The organism is Noviherbaspirillum malthae (assembly GCF_015352985.1).
Lineage (GTDB): Bacteria > Pseudomonadota > Gammaproteobacteria > Burkholderiales > Burkholderiaceae_D > Noviherbaspirillum > Noviherbaspirillum malthae.
Genome location: NZ_JACYXF010000004.1, coordinates 210197 through 228099, shown reverse-complemented (window position 1 = coordinate 228099; position 17903 = coordinate 210197). Strand labels below are relative to the sequence as shown.

Annotated in this window: 13 protein-coding genes; 5 read left to right on the top strand and 8 right to left on the bottom strand. The window is 63.7% G+C overall.

What is annotated here, in order from left to right; translation table 11 throughout:
* Window position 1 precedes the first annotated feature (1 nt).
* Genes IGW03_RS09090 through IGW03_RS09080 form a run of 3 tightly spaced genes read right to left on the bottom strand, consistent with a single transcriptional unit; the run spans window position 2 to window position 2980 of the window.
* Window positions 2-1636 carry a PqiB family protein gene (locus IGW03_RS09090; protein ID WP_194722216.1) on the bottom strand — a complete coding sequence of 545 codons (1635 nt, stop codon included), beginning with the start codon at window positions 1634-1636 and terminating at the stop codon, window positions 2-4.
* Window positions 1629-2285 carry a paraquat-inducible protein A gene (locus tag IGW03_RS09085; RefSeq protein WP_228535261.1) on the bottom strand — a complete coding sequence of 219 codons (657 nt, stop codon included), beginning with the start codon at window positions 2283-2285 and terminating at the stop codon, window positions 1629-1631. The genes IGW03_RS09090 and IGW03_RS09085 overlap by 8 nt, the downstream gene beginning before the upstream one ends.
* On the bottom strand, window positions 2282-2980 hold the full coding sequence (locus tag IGW03_RS09080) for a paraquat-inducible protein A (protein ID WP_194722215.1): 699 nt from the start codon (window positions 2978-2980) through the stop codon (window positions 2282-2284). Before IGW03_RS09080 ends, IGW03_RS09085 begins: the two co-directional genes overlap by 4 nt.
* A gap of 286 nt (window positions 2981-3266) precedes the next feature.
* On the opposite strand from IGW03_RS09080, the gene IGW03_RS09075 reads away from it, so the two are divergent.
* Window positions 3267-4187, top strand: a complete 921-nt coding sequence (locus IGW03_RS09075; RefSeq protein WP_194722214.1) for a LysR substrate-binding domain-containing protein — start codon at window positions 3267-3269, stop codon at window positions 4185-4187.
* A gap of 24 nt (window positions 4188-4211) precedes the next feature.
* Here the strand turns inward: IGW03_RS09075 and IGW03_RS09070 are convergent, their stop codons facing one another.
* A complete protein-coding gene (locus IGW03_RS09070; protein WP_194722213.1) occupies window positions 4212-4601 on the bottom strand; it encodes a hypothetical protein in 390 nt (129 codons plus the stop codon).
* A 164-nt stretch (window positions 4602-4765) separates the two neighbouring features.
* On the opposite strand from IGW03_RS09070, the gene IGW03_RS09065 reads away from it, so the two are divergent.
* Window positions 4766-5575, top strand: a complete 810-nt coding sequence (locus IGW03_RS09065) for a NosD domain-containing protein (RefSeq protein ID WP_194722212.1) — start codon at window positions 4766-4768, stop codon at window positions 5573-5575.
* A gap of 396 nt (window positions 5576-5971) precedes the next feature.
* On the opposite strand, the gene IGW03_RS09060 is transcribed toward IGW03_RS09065, so the two are convergent.
* Window positions 5972-6178 (bottom strand): hypothetical protein, encoded by a 207-nt coding sequence (locus tag IGW03_RS09060; RefSeq protein WP_194722211.1) that lies wholly within the window; start codon window positions 6176-6178, stop codon window positions 5972-5974.
* Between the two features lie 280 nt (window positions 6179-6458).
* On the opposite strand from IGW03_RS09060, the gene IGW03_RS09055 reads away from it, so the two are divergent.
* The 3 genes from IGW03_RS09055 to IGW03_RS09045 all read left to right on the top strand — a co-directional run bounded on the left by IGW03_RS09055 (window position 6459) and on the right by IGW03_RS09045 (window position 8183).
* On the top strand, window positions 6459-7160 hold the full coding sequence (locus IGW03_RS09055) for a pirin family protein (RefSeq protein WP_194722210.1): 702 nt from the start codon (window positions 6459-6461) through the stop codon (window positions 7158-7160).
* A gap of 101 nt (window positions 7161-7261) precedes the next feature.
* Window positions 7262-7672, top strand: coding sequence for a DoxX family protein (locus IGW03_RS09050; protein ID WP_194722209.1), 411 nt, complete (start codon window positions 7262-7264; stop codon window positions 7670-7672).
* A 220-nt stretch (window positions 7673-7892) separates the two neighbouring features.
* Window positions 7893-8183, top strand: coding sequence for an HU family DNA-binding protein (locus IGW03_RS09045; RefSeq protein ID WP_194722208.1), 291 nt, complete (start codon window positions 7893-7895; stop codon window positions 8181-8183).
* A gap of 138 nt (window positions 8184-8321) precedes the next feature.
* Here IGW03_RS09045 and recD read toward each other — a convergent pair whose 3' ends face one another.
* The 3 genes from recD to recC are packed head-to-tail and all read right to left on the bottom strand — an operon-like array spanning window position 8322 to window position 17463.
* Window positions 8322-10367 carry an exodeoxyribonuclease V subunit alpha gene (gene recD / locus IGW03_RS09040; protein ID WP_323744946.1) on the bottom strand — a complete coding sequence of 682 codons (2046 nt, stop codon included), beginning with the start codon at window positions 10365-10367 and terminating at the stop codon, window positions 8322-8324.
* Window positions 10364-14044 (bottom strand): exodeoxyribonuclease V subunit beta, encoded by a 3681-nt coding sequence (gene recB / locus IGW03_RS09035; protein ID WP_194722206.1) that lies wholly within the window; start codon window positions 14042-14044, stop codon window positions 10364-10366. Before recB ends, recD begins: the two co-directional genes overlap by 4 nt.
* Entirely contained in the window at window positions 14041-17463 is a 3423-nt protein-coding gene (gene recC / locus IGW03_RS09030) for an exodeoxyribonuclease V subunit gamma (RefSeq protein WP_194722205.1), read from the bottom strand. The genes recB and recC overlap by 4 nt, the downstream gene beginning before the upstream one ends.
* Between the last annotated feature and the right edge of the window lie 440 nt (window positions 17464-17903).

The window sequence follows — 17903 nt, the reverse complement described above, 5'->3', positions numbered from 1 at the left end:
GTTATTCCTCATCCTTTTTTCCGCGCAGCAGCGCTTCAGGGTGGCGGCTCAGGTAATCGGTAAGTTCGCGCACGGATTGCGCCGCGCGTCCGACTTCGCTGAGCGTATCGCGCAGGTCCTGCTGGACGGGAGCATCGCTGGACAGCGTGCGCTCGGCATTCCCCAGGGTCTTTCGTGCCTGCTCCAGCGTCTGCTTCATTTCCGGCAGCACGCTGCCGTCGAGCTGGCGTACCAGCTTGTCGGCGCTCTCCAGCGTGGCGCGCAGGCTGACCAGCGACTTGTCGAGGTTGCTGCCTATCGTGTCGAACGGTACTTTCTCCAGCTTGCGGGCAATGTTGCTCAGGGTTTCCTGCAGATCCTCGAAGGCGCCGGGTACCGTCGGCAGGCTTGCCGGCGTCTTGCTCCAATCGATTTTTGTGCGCGGCGCATTGGGGAAGAAGTCGAGCGCGATCAGCAGCTGGCCGGTCAGCAGGTTGGCCGTCTTGAGCTGGGCGCGGAAACCGCGTTCCACCAGCCTGTCGAACAGGACATGCGGGTCTCGCTCCATGGCCGACAGTTGCGGCGCTCCCGGCCGGTAGCGCGAACGCATGCGTTCCGGATAGATCTCGATCTCGACCGGGAAGCGCAGCGTCTTGCTGTCGCGGTCGTACTCGACGCTGACGGCCTTCACCTCGCCGATCACGATGCCTCGGAAATCCACAGGCGCTCCGGGCGCGAGGCCGCGCAGCGATTCGGTGAAGTAAAGCAGATAGGTCTGCACTTCCTGGCCGACGCGCTTGAGCGCGGCTTCCTTGTTGTCGAACAGCGTGAATCCGGTATCCGCTGCCGCCGGATCGCCGGCTTCTCCTTCCGGCGGCGACTGGAAGGCGATGCCGCCCACGACCACCGAAATCAGCGATTCGGTATTGAGCTTGAAGCCGGAGCCTTCGAGCGAGACATCGATGCCGCTCGCATGCCAGAAGCGTGTGTTGGTCGTGACGAAACGGTCGTTCGGCTCATTGACGAAGATTTCCAGCGTGACGCCCTTGCCGTCCTCGTTCAGGCTGTAGGCGGTGACGTTGCCGACCTGCACGCGGCGGTAATAGATGGGCGCGCCGATATACAGCGAGCCGATGTCTTCGGCGCGCAGCGTGAAGCGCCGCCCCGGCGCGTCCGAAGTCACCGGCGGCGGCGTATCGAGCCCCGCGAAGTCGCGCTGGGTTTCCTGGGACTTGCCGGCATCGACGCCGATGAATGCGCCCGACAGCAGCGTGCCGATGCCGGTGACGCTGTTGAAGGTCACGCGCGGACGCACTACCCAGAAGCGCGTATCGGCGACGATCAAGTCCTCGGCCTGCTTTGTCATTTCGGCGGTGACGATCACCTGCGAGCGGTCCTTGGAAATGCTGATGTTGGTCACCGTGCCGATGTCCACATCCTTGTAGCGCACCTTGGTCTTGCCCGCTTCCAGCCCCTCGGCATTCTTGAAGGTGATGGTGATGGTCGGGCCATGCGACATGATCTGCTGCACCGCGACCCAGGCGCCGAGCAGTGCGGCCACGATGGGAATGAGCCAGACCAGCGATACCGTCCAGCGCCGCCGGGGCACGGCGACCGCCTGCGGAATATCGGAATGGTTGTTCGGTTGGTCAGTCATCGTTCTCCTCTGCGTTATCCACGCTGTCCCAGATCAGCCTCGGGTCAAAGGTCTTGGAAGCGAGCATGGTCAGCACCACGACCGCGCCGAAGGCGGCGGCGCCGATGCCGGCCTGCATCGACGCCAGGGCCTCGATCTGCACCAGGGCCACGGACAGCGCGACCACATAGACGTCGAGCATCGACCAGCGGCCGATGAATTCCACCAGCCGGTAAAGGCGCGTGCGCTGGTGCGGCCGCTTCGACGAGCGGCGCTGCACCGAGATCAGCAGTAGCGTCAGCGCGAACAGCTTGGTCAGCGGCACCACGATGCTGGCGATGAAGATCAGCGCGGCAATGAAATAGGAGCCGCCGTTCCAGAACAGCACCACGCCGCTCATGATGGTATTGCCCTGCGATTCGAACACCGAGCTGGTGTAAAGGATGGGAAAGAGATTGGCTGGAATGTACAGGATATACGCCGCGATCAGCAGCGCCCAGGTGCGCGACAGGCTGCCGGGCTTGCGCAGATGGACATCGGCATGGCAGCGCGGACAGCGCAGTTCGCCCGCATGTCCGGGCGCGCGGCAGAGCAGGCCGCAGGCATGGCAGGACAGCAGTCCGAGCGAGGCGGCCGAACGCATCGTGCCGGTGTACGGGCGCGGATTCATTGCATCGCCTCCGGCGCGCCGGAGCGTGTTTGTTCCTGCGATTGCTGCGCCAGTTGCGCATCGTCCACCCAACGCCACAGGTCGCGCGTGCTGAAGGATGTCGACAGCCAGGAAAACAGTACGATCACGCCGCAGAACGACCAGAAGGCGATGCCCGGCACGATGGAAGCCAGCTCCGACAGCTTGACCAGCGTCACCAGCAGGCCAAGCAGAAATACTTCCAGCATGCCCCAGGGATGCGCAGCCAGCAGCATCCGGAATGCGGACGAGAGGCCGGGCGGCACGCGGCCGAAGCGCAGCGGCAGCAGCATGTACAGCAAGGCCGACAGTTCCAGCGCCGGCACCAGGATGGTGGTGACGAACATCAGCACGGCAACTACGGGGCGTTCCTGCTGGAGCAGCATCTGTGCCGAGCCGATCAGCGTGGTCGAGACCGTAATGCCTTGCGTCGACAGGGTCGCGATCGGAAACAGGTTGGTGACCAGGAACATGATTGCGCAGCCGAGCGCCAGCGCGATCATGGTATCGAGCCTGGCGCGAGAGCCGCGGTACATCACCGCGTCGCAGCGCACGCAGCGGGCATCGGCACGCGACGGAAGCTCGACTTCGTGCTGGAGAAGATCGCATTGTTCACAGGCAATCCAGCGCCTGCGGACTGGCACTTCGCCAGCCGGTGTGGTGTGCTGCTGCATCATCGTCATTCGAAAAAGTGGGCTGGACAGCCCTTGTCCCTGACCGGCATGCGCAAATACTGGCGCTGCCTGGACACATTCATCCTCCATTGACGCCGATCGCCCGCTGAAGTTGCCTTTAATTAAATTGCGGCTGCGATAAAGCAAAGCTGCCTGAGGAAGGCAATCTATGGCACCCTCCCGCAAAGGTTTGCAAACGGGCTTTGCTGCCGCCTGGAAAGCCGCTGCCGTGCAATCGAGGTACCATGTGCGGCGTCGATCCAGCCGATCCATCATCGCAGGAACACTCATGCTCAAACTCACTCTCGAAGCCCTCCAGATCATCGATGCGATCGCCCGCCTCGGCTCCTTCTCGGCGGCCGGCAAGGAAATCTTCCGCGTGCCCTCGACCATTTCCTATACGGTCGGCAAACTGGAGGAGGATCTCGGCGTCGCCCTGTTCGAGCGCTCAGGGCCCAAGGTGATTCTTACGCCCGCCGGCAAGGAGCTGCTCAAGGAAGGGCGGCATCTGCTGCGGGCGGCCGGCGATCTGGAAATGCGCGTGAGGCGCGTGGCGTCCGGCTGGGAAACGGAATTCACCATCGGCATGGATTCCCTGCTGAGCCCGGTGGCACTGAAGGACGACATCCAGGCTTTCTATCAGGCGGCCGACCAGACCCGGCTGAGGATCGTGCAGGAAGCCTTGACGGGCAGCTGGGAAGCGCTGCTCGACCGGCGCGTCGATCTGCTGATAGGCGCCGCCGGCGAAGGTCCGTCCGGCGGCGGTTACAAGGCCGAGGCCATCGGTACGGTGCGCTTCCTGTTCGCGGTGGCGCCGTCCCATCCGCTGGCAGCCATCGACCGGCCGCTGCGCAGGGACGACCTGCACCAGTATCGCGCAATATCGGTCGCCGATTCCGTGCGCCAGACGCCGGCGCGCACCGTGGGCCTGCTGCTGGGTCAGGAAACACTGACGGTACCGGACATGCAGACCAAATTCCGGTTCCAGCTCGCCGGCCTCGGATTCGGCTTCCTGCCGGAGTTCTGCGTCCGCGAAGCCTTGGCGACCGGTTCGCTGGTGGTCAAGGAAGTCGAGGAGCCGAGGGCGGAAGAAGTCTTTTATCTGGCCTGGCGCACCGGGGAAGAGGGGGCCGCCCTCAAGTGGTGGCTGGATCGCGCCAGGCAGTATGCCTTGCCCGGACGTTTCGCCGATCTCATGCCGCCGTGTTAGGGCCAGGCGCAGACACAGTTCCGGTCAGCTCCTGTCGAGCAGCTTGCGCACGGCGGCATGCTCCATCACCACCAGGGGTTCGGCCTGCAGGATCTCGCGGTAGCGCTGGGTGAATGGCGATGAAGACGCCGGGTCGCTTCCCGGCAGCAGCAGCTTTTTTGCCGTTGCGCGTGCCGCCTGCGCTTCTTCGGCGCCGATGTCGTCCTCGTCCGTGAGCTCGTCGATATAGGTCATCAGGCCGCTCAGCTCGCGCAGCCATTCAAAGCCCGGATGCTTGGTCAGCAATTGCAGCAGCTGCCCGGGATCGACTTCGCCCCACTCGGCTTCGTGCTCGCGGCGGGCGACGCCGACCAGCGCCTGATGGAGCTTGCGCAATGCATGCGAGAGGGCGGTCAGGTCTTTTCTGTCATCCATGGTGCTTGTCCTTCAATCCAGTGTGAATCCCTCATTGTGCCCCATGTGCGGAGTTGCCATGGAATCATTTTCCGTCTTGCGCCACCCATACATGACAGTAGTCGAAAAGTGCATCTCCGATGCGTAATTTTCTGCATTATTAATTCATTGAGATCGAGGTAGGTATGGGTGTATCAATTGATAGAAACCATGGCAGCAATGCCGTACAGTCGCCGGAAAAAACCAAAGAAAAGGTCCCGGTCACCAAAACCGTCGAAGTTCGCAATTCGGAAGAGCTGAAGAACGCATTGTCCAGTGCGGAATCGGGTACCAAGATCCATCTTGCCGATGGCGTCTACGAAGGCAACTTCTCGCTGAATGGCAAATCGGGAGTAACGATCGAGGGTTCGAAGAATGCGGTCATCAAGGGCGGCAACGACGGATATGCGCTGCACCTGGAGAACAGCAACAACAATACCCTGACCGGCTTTACCGTTTCCGGCGGCCAGAAGGGCATCGTGCTGGACGGCTCGAGCGACAACGTACTGGACGGCCTGACGGTAAAGGATACCGGGCAGGAAGGTATTCATTTTCGCAAGAACAGCTCCAACAATCTGCTGCAGAATTCCAGTATCGATAACACCGGCCTGACAGACCCGGGTTTCGGTGAAGGCGTGTATATCGGGTCGGACCCCAAAAACTTCCCCGATGATCAGAGCAACGGCAACATGATCATCAACAACGTTTTCGGGCCGAATGTGCGCGCTGAAAACATCGATATCAAGGAAGGCACGAGCGGCGGTATCGTCCGCGGCAACACCTTCAACGGATCAGGCTTGAGCGGGGAACATTTTGCCGATTCCGTGGTGGACATCAAGGCCAATACGCACGGATACCTCATCGATAGCAACATATTTACCGGTGGTGGTGGACGCATCACTTTCGAACCCGGCGCACAGGCATCCAATAGGGTGAACCCCGGCGACATCTTTTGACGAAGTCTCTTTGAACGAGCATCCATCTATCTTGGCGCCAGCGGATAGACGCGATTTCAAGTCATGCTCGAATCCTGCCCTGACTTGAAATCGCATTGCTTGCCGTGCGGCGCCGCCCTGCATTCAATAGATGTCGATGCAATGCGGATGAATCCCTGGTGCTGGCTTGTCCGATTCCTGCGCAATGCAGGATCCAGCCATTGCAATCCGGTCTTTGACTTCCTGTAGAACCTCAACCCGGTCGACCGGATCGCAGCATGATGCGCGATCGTATCTGGCTTCGCGGACGTCGAGCAAAGCCGTAGTGGTGCCGGCCGGAAGTGCCGGCTTTCGAGACGAAGAGTCTACCGCGCTGACGGCTGCCCCAAGACCTGAGCCTTGATATGTGCGACCGTATCAGGGAGCAGAACGAACCTCCCGGGTCCTCTTGACTTCGGCGCGGCGGTACTGTGACAGGCAGATGCGCCGGGCGCCGCGCGCGGTTTCCGCCAGAACGCTGACTGAGCAGCGGGAAGCGCTGCTGATCAACGTGCCGAAAACGACCAGTTCCACCTCAAACAAAACTTGCGGACGTTCGATTGCGGGATTCCGTAGCGGCGACATGCAGACCTCCCTTCGTCAATCACATCAATGGATAGCGGTATTACCGATAAGTGGTGCGGTAGGGAAGCGCGGTTCCGGCATAGGCCGCTTTGCCTGCCCTGGAATAGGAAGCTTATATTCGAAAAAATTGAAAATAGGGTGGCAAACTTTCCGCTTTTTTAACCGGGGGTGGACCGCCATAATACGTTCATGCCCAATACGAAACGGGGCAGGCACGAAAAAATGAGCAAATCAGGTATTTCGAAAGTTTCGAAAATAAATGCAGACAAAGGAGTCGATCATGTTGGAAGTTCGTAAAAGCACAGAGCGCGGCGCAGCCAGTTTCGGTTGGCTCAATTCCCGTCACACTTTCTCGTTCGGCGAGTATTTCGATCCCCGCCAGGTCGGTTTCGGCCCCCTGCGCGTGATCAACGAGGATGAGGTCGAACCTTCCCGCGGCTTCGGCACGCATGGGCACAGCAACATGGAAATCATTTCCTATGTGCTTGACGGCGCGCTCGAGCACAAGGACAGCATGGGCAATGGATCGGTGCTCCGTTACGGCGATGTGCAGCGGATGAGCGCGGGCACCGGCGTGCGCCACAGCGAGTTCAACCACTCGGCAAGCGAGCGCGTGCATTTCCTGCAGATCTGGATCGAGCCCAATCTGCGCGGTATCGAGCCGTCTTATGAAGAAAAGCATTTCGATGCTGCGTCCAAGCAGGGCAGGCTGCGCCTGATCGTATCGCCCGACGGCCGCGACGATTCGGTGTCGGTGCAGCAGGATGCGTCGATCTATGCCGCCATCCTGAATGGCGAAGACCGCGTGGAGCACAGGCTGGAAGAGGGCAGGACTGCGTATGTGCATGTGGTGCGCGGCCGGATCGAGATCAACGGCGCCGCATTGGCAGGCGGCGACGGTCTGAAGATCTCCCGTGAGAGCCTGGTGACCCTGGCCAAGGCGGATGCTGCCGAAGTGCTGCTGTTCGACCTGCCGTACTGATTGCGGACGGCGTGCCTTGATAGCTTTGGACATGCCGTCCTAGGGGACGGCATGCTTCCCCGGCACCGTCGAAGACGACCATTTCATTGAAGGAGCTTGACATGCAAGACCTGAACAGATTTTTCTATCCGGCCGGCCGTGCGGCGCTCGGCACCCTGTTTCTCATCGCCGGCATCAACAAGATCGCGGGCTTCGATGCCGTCTCCGGCTGGATCGCTGCGTCGGGCGTGCCGGCTGCAGGACTGATGCTGGTCCTTACCATCGTGATCGAAGTGGCGGGCGGCCTGATGCTGATCCTGGGCTTGCAGGCAAGGATCGCGGCACTGGCGATCGCCTTGTTCCTGATTCCGGTAACCTTGCTGTTCCATGCCTTCTGGAGCGCCGATGCAGCCGGGTTCCAGAACCAGCTGACGCAGTTTCTGAAGAATGTGGCGATTTTCGGCGGCATGCTGCTGGTCGTCGAGCGCGAAAGTGCACGCACGGCAGCCAGGCCTGCGGTCGCTCTGGCGTAATGGTTTCAAGGGGCATTCGATCGATGGGTCGTTCCTGAAATCGGCTGTCCGGAACCCCGCGGGACCGATTTTGCTGCGGTGCGGCTGGCGTGCCGAATGTTGCAGAGCGATGCATTACGCTGCGTGGGGCTTGACTACGGGCACCGGTTTAGTACTATCCACGACGGGCGGTAACGCCTCACACCATAGCTAAACAACAGATGCATCATCGGAGATTGAATTGAACAAGAGCGAAATCATCGACACCGTCGCAGCCCAGCATGAACTGACCAAGGTGAAAGCCAAGGAAATCGTTGAGCAGGTCTTCGGCTTCGTGGGCGCAGACCTGAAGAAGGAAGGCCGTTTCTCCTTCCCGGATCTCGGCACTTTCACCGTCTCGCAGCGCGCCGCACGTACCGGCCGCAACCCGGCGACAGGCGAATCCATCAAGATCAAGGCTTCCAAGAACGTTCGCTTCAAGGCCGCACCGGCACTGAAGGAACTGGTCGCCAAGGTCAAGGTCGCGAAGTAATCGGTCCACGACGGCAGTCCCATCAAGACGGGGCGGAAGGAAAGTCAGCTTTCCTTCCGCCCCGTTGCATTTCCGGACCTACCCGGAAGCAGTACCGACGCTATCCGCCTGAGGAACGCACAAACCAGATCAGCGGCTTCAGCCGAAATCCAATTCTCCCTGTCCCGGAGCGCTCGCGCGCAATGCGCGGGAATGCCTGGTGCGCGGTGAGGCGGCGGACGCAGGCTGGGGAAGCGCCTGCGCCTTGAGCATCATGCGCAGCCCGGTCATGCGCCGCGTCTGCCTGTCCACCGCGCCATCGAGCACCGCCGCATTCGGCGACACCAGCGTGAAATGCTGCTTGGCGCGTGTGATGCCGGTATAAACGAGTTCACGCGTGAGCACCGGGCCGGCGTCGGGCGGCAGCACCATCACCGCATGCGCAAATTCCGAGCCCTGGGCCTTGTGCACGGTAGTCGCATAGGCGGTATCCACCTGGGGCAGCCGGCTCGGCAGCACGCCGATCACGCTGCCGCCATCGGGCAGGTAGACCCGCAGGCCATCGGGCCGGTCGGGATCGGGCAGCGTGATGCCGATATCCCCGTTGGATACGCCGAGCGAAGCGTCATTGCGGGTGATCATCACCGGCCGGCCGACATACCATTCGCCGCGGCGCCGGATCAGGCCCTTGGCGTCGAAGTGGTCCTCGATGGCCGCATTGATGCCGTTGACACCCCAGTCGCCCTCGCGCACCGCGCACAGCAGGCGGAAGCCCTCGAAGGCGCTCAGCACCGCATGCGCCCAGACCGCGTGGGCTTCCCTGCCTGCGGACGGCATGTTTTTCAGCAGCCTCAGATAGGCGTGATACCCGCCCTCCGCGCCCGCGCGCCCTTCCAGCGCCAGCTGCAGCAGGTCGGACTGGCGCGCCGCATCGATCCATGACAGCACCCCGCCTTCGGTCTGCCGCAGGCAGGCGGACGCCGCCATCGCATCGCCGTAGTTGACCGCGGTGGCAAGTACGCCGACCGGTCCGCCGAAGCGCCGGCTCTTGCGCAGCATGACCGTCTGTTGCGCAAGGACGTCGCCGCCCATGACCATCGCTGCCGGCAGCGTCTCGCCGCATGCCGCGGCGATATAGTCGGCGGTGTCCTTCGTGTAGTTGCCATGCTCGGCATCGGCGCACAGGTCGCCCAGCACCGCGCCCGCTTCGACCGATGCCAGCTGGTCCTTGTCGCCGAGGAGGATGACGATTGCATGCGCAGGTACCGCGTCGAGCAGCGCGGCCATCATTTCCAGGTGCACCATCGACGCCTCATCGACGATCAGCACGTCGATGTCGAGCGGATTGCCCGCGTGATGGCGGAATGCCCTGGTGTCGGGACGTGCGCCGAGCAGGCTGTGCAGCGTGTAGGCGGCGCCGACGCCGGCCGCCAGCGGCAAGGGCATGTCGCCGGCCTGTTGCTCGAGTCCTGCGAGAGCGGCGTCGATCGACTGCTTGAGCCGGGTGGCGGCCTTGCCGGTCGGCGCGGTGAGGGCCACGCGCATGGCTTCGGGCTTGTCCGCAAGGGCGAACAGCAGCGCCAGCAGGCGCGCCACGGTGTAAGTCTTGCCGGTGCCCGGCCCGCCGGTGATGATGGCCAGGTGGCTGCGCACCGCCACCGCGCAGGCGATCTTCTGCCAGTCCGGATCGCTGTCGCCGCCGGTGCCGGAGCCGAAAAGACGGTCCAGCCGGCTGCGCACCGACTGCACATCGACGCTGCGCGGACGCGCCGCCCGGCTGGCCACAGCGGTCGCAACAAGGGTTTCATTGCGCCAGTATCGGCGCAGGTAAAGGCGTTCGCCGTCCAGTACCAGCGGCTGGTTGCGGTCGGCGCTGCCGGTTAGCCAGACATGATCGCAGGCGGCCAGTGCCATCTGCCACGCCTCGGCCGAATCGGGTACACCGCCGGCCGCTTTGCACAAGGCTTGCCAGTGCTCGGTCTGCCAACCCAGCAGCGCGCAGGGCGACGCCACCAGGTCGGACAGGAAAAGGCAGCTGTGGCCGCGCGTCTCCATTTCCGACAGCACCGCGCAGGCCAGCGTGACCGGCGGCGGCGTGCGGCCCAGCGTATCGATGAAGCGCGCGAATGCGCAGCCCAGCCGCTGCAGCAGGCCTTCCGTGACGAATGCATCGAAGCGCTCGAACAATGCGGCGCTGTCCATCATGCCCATGTTTCCTCACTCTGTTCCGCCAGCAGCGCTTCCAGTTCGTCCAGCAAGGCGGGATCGGCCGGCATGTGGTGGCAGCCGCGCGTCTCGGCATTGCCGATGCCGCGCAGGAAAAAAAATACCGCGCCGCCGAGCGCCCGCCCGGGATCGTAATCTGCACCCAGCCGGCTTTTCAGCAGCCTGTGCAGCGCCAGCAGATAGATCATGCCCTGCACGTCGTAGCGGTTGGCGGCCACCGCCTTGGCCAGTGCGTCCTGGTGATAGCCGGCATCGTCACCCGCCAGCTGGTTGGACTTGTAGTCCATGACCCAGTAGCGGCCGTCGTGTTCGAACACAAGATCCTGAAAGCCGCGCAGCATGCCCTGCAGCTGGCGCTCGGCCAGTGCCGGTCTGTCTTCGCCCGGAAGGATGTGTGCGCGGCACAGTTCATCGATGTCGCGGCTGCTCACGCGCTCGAGCGGCACCCAGAATTCCATTTCCGGGATGGTTCTTGCCAGATCCGCCAGCGAGGCTTTCAAGGGCGGGAGTGTCGTCGTGCTTGCGGCGGCGATCCATTCGATCGTGTCGTCCTCGTGGTTGCCGTAGCCGGCGCGCTCGCAGCGTGCCGCCAGCCGCACTCCGAAATCCGCCTCCTTTGCGGAGGCGAATCCTTCTCCGGCCAGCCACTCGAGCTGCGCATGAAGGAACTGGCCGGGAAGCGAGCCGCGTGGAAAGCGGTGCCAGGGCGCGTCGCGGCGCGGCGCGGCTGCGGCGGGCAATGGCAGCACGTCATCGTTTTCCAGCAGCTTGTCTTCTGCCGGCGTGGATGGCGCTGCGGCGATTGCAGCAGCGGCGATCAATGCCGGCGGCACGGGCACGGGACCGAGATCGCGGGTGATCGAGGTATAGCTCGACACCGACCAGCCGCGCTCGAAGCGGGCGTCGAAATCGGCGGCCTCGCCCAGTGCCGCCTGCTTGTCATCGCGCGACAGCAGCGTGCAGCCGGTTTCCTCGGTATTCACGACTTCGATGTCGATGTGCGCGCAGGACGCGCAGGCATCGCGCATGGTCTGTGTCAGTGCCGCAGCAACCACCGGATTGCCGCCGGCCAGCAGATAGCCGAACGCGCAATGATGGAAGGCGCCGTCCAGCGATGCCACGCCCATCCACAAGGCGTGCCGCGACCGGGTGAGGGCGACATAGAACAGGCGCAGTTCCTCTTCGAGGCGTGCCTGGTCCGCCAGAGCGATGCTTTCCGCGCTGAGCGTGAAATCGATGCGGCGGCTGCCGCTGCGCTCCGCAATTTCCAGGAAACGGCTGCGGCTCCTGCCGATGCGCCTTGCCGATACCGCAAACGGCACAAACACCAGCGGATATTCGAGACCCTTGGACTTGTAGACCGTCACCACCTTCACCAGCTGGTCGTCGCTTTCCAGACGCAGGATGCGCTCATCATCGGACTCGCCTTCGCCTTCGATCTGCGCCGCCAGCCAGCGGATCAGCGCCTGCTCGCCGTCCAGCCGGGTACCGGCCTTCTGCAGCAGTTCCGCAAGATGAAGCAGGTTGGTGAGTCGCCGTTCGCCGCCGGCTTCCTGCAGCAGGCGGGCCGGGATGTCGAGGTCATGGATCAGCTGGCGCAGCATGGCCAGCACGCCGTGCCGCTGCCAGACCGTGCGCCATGCCTTGAGCTGTTCGATGCAGCCATCCCATCGCATGTCGTCGGCAACGAGTTCAGCCAGTAGCGGAAGGCTGAGTCCGACGGTGCGGGTCGCATAGGCGGCGCGGCCCAGCGCGCCGTCGAGCGGATTGGAAACCGCATGCAGCCAGCGCAGCACGTCGGCGGCCTCCTCGCTGTCGAAGACCGAATCCTTGTCCGACAGATAGACGCTCGGCACGCGCCGGCGCTCCAGTTCGGCCCTGACCGCATCCGCTTCATAGCGGTCGCGCACGAGGATGGCGATGTCGGCCGGGCGCAGCCGCTCGAATCCGGCGTCTGAGCTGAAGCCCGCGCTCGGATTGTTGAGCAGCGTGGCGATCCTTTCCGCGCACTGGGCGGCGAAGCCGGTGCGATAGGTTTCCTGCGTCAGGCCGTCGTTCTCGTTCGACCAGACCGTCAGCGCCGCCACACCCTTGCCGTCGGCAACCAGGCATTCCTTGCGGCCGTGCGCGGTGACTTCCTCGAAAGGCAGCGGATTGAGGCCGCCGTCGCGGAAGCCGAAGGCGCCGCGCGGATGGCCGGCGGATGCGCCGCCGCCTTCGGCATGCAGGAACAGGTGATTGACCGCCTTCACCACGCCTTCGGTGGAACGGAAGTTGCGGGTGAGCCTGAAGTGGCGTCCCTCGGTTGCGCGCCGTGCCGCCAGGTAGCTGTGGATGTCGGCGCCGCGGAAGCCGTAGATCGCCTGCTTGGGATCGCCGATCATGAACAGGGCAAGCGAGGCATTCTCCTCGGCCACCCGGTACAGCGCATCGAAGATCCGGTACTGGTCGGGCGAGGTGTCCTGGAACTCGTCGATCAGCGCCACCGGATACTGCGTGATGATGCGCTTGCGCAGCGCGTCGCCGTTGGCGCCCTGCAGCGCCTCCTTCAGGCGCGACAGCATGTCGGCGAAGCCGAACTGGCGGCTGCGCCGCTTCAGTTCCGCCATGCGCCTGGCGATCGTCACCGCCGCATGCGTGAGCAGCGCGTGTTCCATCGGTGCGATGGCGTTCAATGCCTCATGCAGGGTTTCCAGTTCCGCGCACTCGGGAGGCAGGGGAACGCTCTTGCCCTTGTTGAAGGCGACCTGAAGCGCGGAGGGAATCATTTTCGGCGCGCCCTTGAAGAATTCCGAGCGCGGCTTCACCAGATGTTCTGCCGCTGCCCATTCATGCAAGGCCTGGAAGAATGCGGACGCCGTTGCCTGCTGCAGCTTGGTGCCGCTGATCGCGCCGCGATGCTCTTCCAGCCACGCCTGCAGCCGGGCCGTCTTGTCGGCCCAGCCCTGGCGCAGCCCGTTCGCGCAGCGCCGGTTTTCCTGCTCGATGCGAACCAGCATCGCCGACAAGGTTTCCTGCAGCGCGCATTCCAGCAGATGGGCGCGCTCCACCAAGTCGCCGAGCGCCTTTTCGAAGGCATCGAGATCCGTCCAGCATTGCTGTACCGCCGCCAGACCGCTGCGGTCGAGGGAATACACATGATGCCGCCAGTAGTCGCGTACCGCGTCTTTCCTGAGCTGGCGTTCGCTGCTGATCAGTTCCTCGTCGAACAGGCAGCCGCTGTCGAATGCATGCTCGCGCAGCATGCGCTGGCACCATGCATCGATGGTGAAGACCGCCGACTCATCCATCGATTCGGCGGCCAGCATCAGGCGCCGCGCCGCCTGCTCGCGCATGGACTGTTCGGGATAGCTGCCGGCGAGCTGCTGCAGGAAGTCGTCCTGGTTCTCTCCATGCTCGTCGCGGAAGAAGGCAGCGGCTTCCACCAGGCGCGCGCGGATGCGGTCCGACAATTCGCGCGTGGCGGCGCGCGTGAAGGTCATGACCAGGATTTCGGAAGGCTGGAGCGGCTTGACGAAGCCGTGCTCGCCGCCGTGGCCGAGCACGAGCCGCACATACAGCGCCGCGATGGTCCAGGTCTTGCCGGTGCCGGCGCTGGCCTCGATCAGGCGCGCGCCGTGCAAGGGAAAATCGACGGGATCGAGCAATTGGCTCATGCGGCCTCCTGTTTCTGCATCGGTACGCCATCCAGCGGAAAATCGGCGACGCCGCTTTCGACCCATTCATGCAGCGGACCATAGAGCTGTCGGCTGCAATTTTCCCAGTCCGGTTCGGCGGACAGCGCTTCAAATGATGGCCAGAGCCGGGCGAGGCAGGCATCGTTCACTTCGCCGAAACCCTGGAAGCCGCCGTCGTAAGCGCTGCGCGGATCGCCGCCTGCAAGCAGCTGCAGCGCGGTCCTGCAGGCCGTCGGCAGCGGACTGTCCATGCCGGCGCGCCACAGCGACACGAGATGTTCGAGCGTGCGCTGCGAATGTTCCTGTTCCAGCGGCGCAAGCACTAGCAGCCGGTCGCGTGCGACGATGTAGCCGGTCACGCGGTAGCCCGCAGCGGCCGCGGCAAGCTGGCGCAGCCAGGCATGGATGAGCTTGTCGGCGCGCAGCACGTCCTTGCTCTTGACCTTGGCCAGCGCCTTGCCTGGATTGATGTCGAGCCATGCCGTCTGTTCGCCGTCGCTGTGCAGCTTGTCTATCCAGTCTTCGAGGCGGATGCTGCCGCAGACGATCGATACCGGCAGGCGCGGCGCGGAATGCGGGTACTGGCGGCACAGGTCGACCCAGACGCTGCGCACCGGCACCAGTACCTGCACGATGGCTTCCTGCCACTGCCTTCCTGCATGCCCGATCGGCAGCATGCCCTTCCTGCCGAGCCGCGCCGCACGTTCGCGCAGTACCGCCTCGACGCCCGACCTGGCTTCCAGTTCGCCGCTGTCGTCGAGCAGGCTGCGCACCACGTCGTATTCTTCAAGCTTGCTGAGGAAGAAGGGCTCGTCGTCCCGTCCGACCTCCACCTGCTGGGAGAAATAGACACCGAGCCGTTCATGGAAGAAGGCCGCCGCCGGCTGGCGGATGAACCGCGCAAGGCCCTTGAGGCCGAGGCGAAGGTCGGTGCCCGGGTCCCAGCGAGGGATGTCTTGCGCCTTCTGTGAGCCGCCGCCGATGTGCGCGGCTCGCCATTCCTTCGCATAAGTGCGCATGCCGCTGCCGTCGAAATAGCGGCGGCTGAACGGCTGCAGCGGATGTTCGGTGGTCAGCGCCGCCGGATCGATGCTCCATCCCGCGCGCAGGTAATCCTGCAGCTGCGAAACCAGGATCGACGCCGGCTGCACGCTGTTGTCGCGCACGTCGCGGCCGACCCAGCTGATATAGAGCTTGTCGCGCGCCGCCAGCAGCGCTTCGAGCATGAGATAGCGGTCGTCGTCGCGCCGCGAGCGGTCGCCGGGGCGCGACAGCCCGGGCTGCGCCAGCAGGTCGAAGTCGGCATGCTGGGCGCGGCGCGGATAGTCGCCGTCATTCATGCCGAGCAGGCAGACCACGCGGAAGGGCACGGCACGCATCGGCATCAATGTGCAGAAGGTTACGCCGCCGGAAACGAAGCGCTGGTTCAGCGAACTTTCGTCGGCGCCGCCGAGCCATGCCTCGCGTAGCACGGCGAGCGGCACCTCCTCGTCGAAGCCTGCCTGGGCGCAGTCGTCCAGCCACGTCTGCAGCGACTGGTCGAGGCGCACGCTGGTCAACCTGTCCTGCTCATCCCTGATGTCGAAGAAGTCGCGCAGCAGCGCACGTGCGCGCGTGCCCCAGACATAAGGCCGAACCGGCAGCGCCAGCAGCTTGCGCCATCCGAGCAGGGTTTCGACGAAGCTTGCCAGCGAACCGGCGAGCGCGGCATCGAGGCCGCCGACTTCGCCATAGGGTTCGATGTCGGCATAGCTGGAATCGGTGCCGTTCGCATAGCCGAGCAGCATGCGGCGTACGCCAAAGATCCAGGCATTCTGCTCGCCTGCCGGCGCCAGTCCGAGCGCTTCGCGGTGCTCGCCGTCCAGGCCCCAGCGTACGCCGGCGCCGTCGAGCCATTGGCCGATGCGCGGCAGGTCGTCCTCTTCGATGCCGAAGCGCGCGGCGATGGCGGGCACTTCCAGCAGGTCGCGCACCTCGCTCTGGCGGCAGCGCTGTTCGGGCAGTCGCAGCAGCCATTCCAGGGCGGCGGGCAGCGGATCGAGATCCCGCTCGGTGACGTCGGCGATGGCAAAGGGAATATGGCGCTTGTCGCCCGAGCGGCTGTACTGGCCGAACACCGATTGAATGGCCGGAGTGAAGCTTTCGATGTCGGGCACCATCACCACGATGTCGCGCGGCTTGAGGCCGGTCTGCGGCGACTGCGCAAGCATGCCGAGCAGGGCGTCGTGCAGGATTTCCACTTCACGCTGCGCGCTGTGGGCCACATGGAATTCGATCGAGCGGTCTTCCGCTTCGGGAGGGCAGAGCGGATGCTCGTCCAGGGGTAGCATGTCGCGGATCGCCGCCTGCACCTGGGCCAGCAGATGTTCGCCCGGTCCTTCGCTGAACAGATCCAGCCGGAGATTGGAAAAGGATTCGACGGTGGCCTGGGCATTGTCGAACTCGTCGAGCATGCGGATGAAGTCGCGTCCCTGCCGCCCCCATGCCGCCAGCAGCGGATTGCAGTGCGAATGCATCTGCTCGTAGGGAACGGCGGACAGGTCCTTGCCGTCGCGCAGAGCCTGGCGGCGCCGTTCTGCGGCGAACAGCTCGCGGCCTTCGATGATGTCGCCCCAGTAGAACTGGCAGGGATTGGGAATGGCGAGGATGACCTGCATCTGCCCCGACAGCGACGCCAATGCCTGCATGGTCTGGTAGGGCAGCGCGGAAATGCCGAACAGGATGACGCGGGGCGGCAGGCGGCCCGGCAAGGCGGCGCCGGACTGCAGCGCATCGACGAAGCGCTGGTGCACCCCGGAACGGCCGGTAAGACGCTCGGACAGCGGCAGCTCTTCGATGATCGTGCGCCACAGCGCAGCCTGCCAGCGCTGATCCTCGGCCAGCGCTGGCGCATCTCCTTTCAGCCCGCGCACCACGTCCTGGCCGCTCTCCCAGTCGGCCAGCCAGTCGGCACGGTAGACCTGGTAGAGATCCATCAGGTCGGACAGGCGGCGCGCGAGCTGCAGGCGGCGCTCCGGGTCTTGATCGGAAAGAAAGCGCTGAAGCGGTTCGAAGCCCGACCTGGCGGCCACCTGCGGCAGCAGACGCATCAGGCGCCAGACCAGCGGAGCGCGGTCGAGCGCCGAACGAGGCGGAATGGCCTCGCTTCCGAGCACGGACCGATAGGCTTCCCACAGGAAGCGGGCCGGCAGGGTAATGCGGGTCGCTGCGCATACGCCAGTCTGCTGGGCCAGCGCAATCTTCAGCCATTCGGCCACGCCGTTCGACTGCACCAGGATGATTTCCTGCTCCAGAGGATCAAGCGGGTGCGTGCTGATCCAATCGATGACGGCGCTGCGCAGATCTTCGAGGCGATTTCCGTGGAGAGTGATGAAGCCGGGAATGAGGGCAGAAGGCATAGGCAAGCGGCGCCGGCCTTCTTGCGGAAGGCCTCGGCCAAGGAATGGACTTGTTATTGACGGGCTTTGCAATTCGCCAAGAAGCCAATGGTCCGGCCATGCTGGCACCGACATACTACTTCTTACCTGCAATAAATTGAAGTTGCCCGCACTGAATGTTGTTTCAGCTTGTGAAGTGGTTTGCCTGACTGCTTCTGGTCTGAATGTGGATGATCGGGAGCGATATCCGGCTGTTTTGCATGGATTAGTCGGGTCTGAGAGTGGAAATGAATTAACGGCGAGCGGTTTGCGTTCTAGGCGGTGATGCCAAGCGGCGCAAAATCTCTGCATCTTTATGTTCGGAAAAGATGTGAATAAAGCAAGAACATACCAAAGCTTCGCATGTCATCTTGGCGCTTCAGCAGTGTGTTCTGCACCGGTCGTATTCGAAGGTTTTGACG